This window comes from Nocardia acidivorans NBRC 108247, from assembly GCF_001625085.1.
Taxonomy (GTDB): Bacteria; Actinomycetota; Actinomycetes; order Mycobacteriales; family Mycobacteriaceae; genus Nocardia; species Nocardia acidivorans.
The window spans coordinates 1-4,888 of the sequence record NZ_BDAW01000079.1; the positions used below are offsets into that span (position 1 = coordinate 1).

A 4,888-nucleotide genomic window follows, 5' to 3' on the forward strand; every position below is an offset into this window, starting at 1 on the left:
ACTACCGGGTGGGACGAGGTCGGCATTCTCAACGGCGACGACGGTTTCAGCGAGGACCGCTCGCAGGACGAGACCAAGCATTTCGGTTGGGGTATCGGCCTGATCAAGATCGGCGGAAAGAACTACGAACTGGCACGGAAGTTCTCACCGCTCGAGGACAACCCGATCACGCAGGCGATCGTCAATCCGGGCAGCACCGCGACCACGGTTTCGATGCCCAAGCCCGTGATGCGCTGGATTGCGTTCGAAACCGATTCCGACCTCGGCGAAAAGGAACGACTCATTTCCGTTCTCAAGGCGCGGCTGTGGGTTCCGGCGAACAACCGCAACGAGTCCGACCTCACCAAGTGGGAAGTGAACGTTGCCCTGTTCGCCAGCGGCACCGGCGCTGTGTTCGACCGCCAAGCCGGTACCCCGACGCCCTAATAGGCGCTGGCGGCGCGGTTTTCCGTGCGGGTTTCACCGCGTCGCCAGCTTCCCCGAAACCCGCATGGATCGTCGTGAAAGGAAACCCGCATGTCCGACACCCGCAATCGTCGTCGCCGCCCGCCCCGCCCCGCCGGCGCCCCCGCCCCGCAGGACTACCGCGAGCCGCGCAAGACCGCGGCGCAGCGCGAGGCCGAAGGAATCGAAACCGTTCCGATCACCTACGGCGGCATGACGTTCGACATTCCCGCGGACGTCGACGACTGGCCGACTCTGGCCGTGCAGGCATTCAGCAAGCAGCGGCATATCGACGCATTCGAGCAGATCCTCGGCCCCGTGCAGTGGGCGAAGTTCCTCGCCAAGTTTCCGCGCAAACGCCAGTTCGACGAGTTCGCCGAGCTGATCGCCGACGAGCTCGGTTTCGGTACCGCGGGAAACTAGCCGCGCTGCTGACCCTGATCGACGAGTACCCCAACGAGCTTGAGGCCGACCTCGCCAACCATTGCGGCGCAAGGTATTCCGACCGTTGGCGATTCGACGAGCAGGGACAGCGGCGTCTCACGCTGCGCGAAATCTGGGTGCGGATCCGGGAGCTCCCCGACCGCGCCGCGCTGGTCCGGCTGCAAAACAACGGCGTGCCCCGTTGGGACCATCACGCATTTCTCCTCTCGGACATCGCGGGCATTCTCGCGGGCCGCCCCCACCCAGGTCGGCCGCAACCTCGCAAACCATCCGCCGCCGCGGCCGACGACCCGCGGCGCGCCGCGCTGCGTGCTCGCCGTCTCCGGCAAAAGCGCGAGCGCGAGGCCCGACTGAACGGAGGGACCGCCGATGACTGAACAGCAGGTGATCGGTTACGCAGCGCTGCAAGTGATTCCGTCGCTGGCTGGCATCGAGGGCAACCTCGGCGCTCAGCTACAGGGCCCGCTCGTTGCCGCCGGGCGCACCGCTGGACAGGCCACCGGCCGCGCCATCGCGAGCGGCGTCGAGGCGGCGCAGGCCGCGGTCGAAAAGGCATCCGAAGCACTCAAGACAGCACGGGAGAAGGACGCCGACGCCGCAGGCAAGGTGCGCGTCGCCGAGGAGAAGCTCGCCGAGCTGCGCGCGAAGGGCAATGCCTCGGCGTCCCAGCTTGCCCGCGCCGAGGAAGCCGTTGCGACCGCACAGCGCAACGCCGACCGGCAGGCCCGCACGACACAGCGTGCGGTACAGGATCTCTCGGACGCCCGCGCGGCCGCGGCGAACGCCACCGATGACGTAGTCAAGTCCGAGGGCCGATTCCATGCCGCCCTGGGCAAGGTTTCGGAGAAGCTCGGCCCGGCCGCCAAGAACATGCTCGCGCTCGGTGCGGCAACCGCCGGTGTCGGCACCGCGATGGATACCGCCATGGAAGCGCTCAGTCAACAGAAGTCGGTCGACCTACTCGCCGCCCAGCTCGGATCAAGCCCGAAACAGGCCGCGGCATACGGCAAGATCGCGGGCGACCTGTACAAGGAGGGGCTCGGCGAGAGTTTCGGCGACGTCACCAGCGCAGTTGGCGATGTTCTCTCGGCGTTCGACGGTTTCACCGCCGAGGGCGAGAACAGCCTGCAAGGCATCACCGAGAAGGCCCTCAACTTCAAGTCCGTGTTCGGCCTCGAGGTCCCCGAGGCAATCCAGACCACCTCACAGCTGATCAATAACGGGCTCGCCAAGGACGGCACCGAGGCGTTCGACCTCATGACGACGTCGTTTCAACGAGTGCCCGCGGCGATGCGCGACGAGTTGCCCGAGATCCTCAACGAGTACGGCACCAACTTTCGGGCGTTGGGGTTCAACGGACAGCAGGCGTTCGGGCTGCTCGTCGACGCCGCACACCAAGGCAAATTCATCTTGGACAAGACCGGTGACGCCCTCAAGGAATTCACGATTCGCGGCTCGGACATGTCCAAGACGAGCGTGGACGCCTATACCTCGATCAAGCTCAACGCCGAGGAAATGTCGAACGCCATTGCCACCGGCGGCCCGGCCGCACAGGACGCGCTACAGCGGACCGCGGCGGGCCTGCTCGCCATCGAGGACCCGGCGACCCGAGCCAATACCGCTATCGCCCTGTTCGGTACGCCGGTTGAAGATCTGTCGATTGATCAGATACCGCAGTTTCTCGAGGCTCTCAGCGGCGCGGGCGATGCCATGGACGGATTCCAGGGCTCGACCGATCAAATGGGACAGACCCTCAACGGCAACGCCTCGACCGCCCTCGAGCAACTCAAGCGCAGCATTCAGGAGAGCCTCGTCTCGGCCCTCACCGATGGCGCGAAGTGGATCACCGAAAACAAAACTGTCGCAATCGGTCTCGCCGCTACCGTCGGCACTCTCGGTGTGGCGCTGGTGGCGGCGAAGGCCGCGGCAATGGGTTACGCCGTCGCTCAGGGCGTCATGGCGGCCGCTACCGGTGCGGGAAGCGCAGCACTCGCGGGCAATACGCTCGCGCTCGGCGCGTACACGATCGCAACCGGCGTGATCAAGGTCGCGACGACCGCATGGACCGGCGTGCAATGGCTGCTCAACGCCGCCATGGAAGCGAACCCGATCGGCCTCGTCGTGCTCGCTATCGCCGCGCTCGTCGCCGGAATCGTGCTCGCCTGGCAGCATTCCGAAACCTTCCGCGACGTCGTGCTCGGCGCGTGGGATGGGATTAAGTCCGGCGCAATGTGGTTGTGGGACAACGCTCTTAAGCCATTCTTTTCCTGGTTCGTAGACATTCTCGGGTCCGTCGGCTCGGCCGTTATGTTCTTGTACGACAACGTAATTCGGCCTTACTGGTCGCTGATCGGATCGATCATTTCCGGCGCGTGGTCGAATTTCATTCAGCCAGCGATTGAGGGAATCGTCGGCGGTTTCCAGTGGGTCTCGGACAAGGCGGGCGAGGTCAAAGACTGGGTAGTCGGTAAGCTCGGCGACCTCGTCTCGTTCTTCACCGGGCTACCGGAGAAATTCCGAAATGCAGCGGTCGGGCTGTGGGATTTCCTGCGCGATGGCTACAAGAACGCCATAAATTGGCTGATCAGCGCGTGGAACAACTTCCGGCTGTCGTTCGAGTTCGACATTCCGATCGTGAACAAGCACATTTCGTTTTCGATCGACACCCCCGACCTTCCGCTACTGGCTGGCGGTGGCGTCGCCGGTGTCGACGGCAACGGCAAGATATACGGCCCCGGTACCGCCACGAGCGATTCGATTCTCGCTGTCGGATCGAACGGTGTGCCAACGGCATTCGTCTCGACCGGTGAGGGCGTCGTCAACGCCGGTGCGATGTCACGTGGTGGTGCCGAGCTCGTCGCCGCGCTAAATGCGGGATGGGTTCCGCCGCTGGACATGCTGCGCACAATGCTGCCTGGTCTCGCTGGCGGCGGCACAATCCAGGTCGGAAATGGCGACATCACCGACACTCAGCGCGGCATGTGGAACGCGCTTACCTCGGCATTTCCCGACGCGAGCCTCACCTCGGCGACCCGCTATGCCGACGTCGGTTCGGGCTACGACTACCACATGCAGGGCAAGGCGATCGATATCGCCGGACCGAACATGGTCGGAATAGCGGAATGGATCGCCAAGAACTACCCCGGCTCGCTGGAACTCATTCACTCCGAAGGGTTTTCGCACAATCTGAAGAACGGTCAAGACGTCGGAAACGGCATGTCGTTCTACGGTGCCTCGACCATGGCGGGCCACGCCGACCATGTGCACTGGGCAATGTCCTCGGCCCCGGCTATGCCGTCGGTCGAGCAGGACTCGGGCGCAACACTGTCGCCCGGCGGCAACTCCGGCGGTGGTGGCAACTCCGGCGGTGGTGGCGGCGGCAATTCCGGCGGTGGTGGCAATTCCGGCGGTGGTGGTACGACCGCCGCTCGGCCTGCGGGCAACGCGGTTCCGGTCTGGGTCGACAACTGGCCGAGTAATTTCGGCACGTCGACGCCCGGCTCGTCGACCCCGGTCGGCGGGCAGAACGTCGACACCGTCCACAACAGCCCGACCACGCAGGACAACCCGGACGCAGGCACTCAGGACACGCCCACCTCGACCCAGTACACCGCCCGCCAACATCCGTTGCAGGGTGCGCCGCTCACCGGTGAGCTGTTTACCGGCGACGCGCCATGGTGGTACAACGCGTCGCCCGAGGAAGCCCTCACCAATTTGCAGGGCCAAGCCCAAAACCAGTGGAGCAAAACACAATCCGATGTTTCCTCGTGGTTCCAGGACTCGTGGAAAGAGATGTTGTCGACCGGCGCGGCAGTCCTGGGTATGGGCGCGGCTGGCGGCGGCGGCGATACATACAACTTCAACGGGATGGACCCGAATAGCGCGGCTACGGCCGTGGCGCGTGTCCAACGTCGGCGCACGCTCGCCATGCAGCGACAAGGGGGTATGGGCCGATGAATCCCTTGTTCGCCGCCGAGCTGACGAAGGTTGTCTATTGGGG

3 protein-coding genes are annotated in these 4,888 nt (G+C 64.7%); all 3 read left to right on the plus strand.

The features are described 5' to 3' along the window. Positions 1 to 426: hypothetical protein (locus NA10_RS37775; protein ID WP_067573695.1), on the plus strand; the 426-nt coding region annotated here is incomplete at its 5' end. Positions 427 to 516: 90 nt separating this feature from the next. Next, positions 517 to 867 carry a hypothetical protein gene (locus tag NA10_RS29245; protein ID WP_067573697.1) on the plus strand — a complete coding sequence of 117 codons (351 nt, stop codon included), beginning with the start codon at positions 517 to 519 and terminating at the stop codon, positions 865 to 867. 390 nt (positions 868 to 1,257) lie between these two features. Then, positions 1,258 to 4,845, plus strand: coding sequence for a phage tail tape measure protein (locus tag NA10_RS29255; protein WP_067573700.1), 3,588 nt, complete (start codon positions 1,258 to 1,260; stop codon positions 4,843 to 4,845). The last annotated feature ends 43 nt before the right edge of the window (positions 4,846 to 4,888 follow it).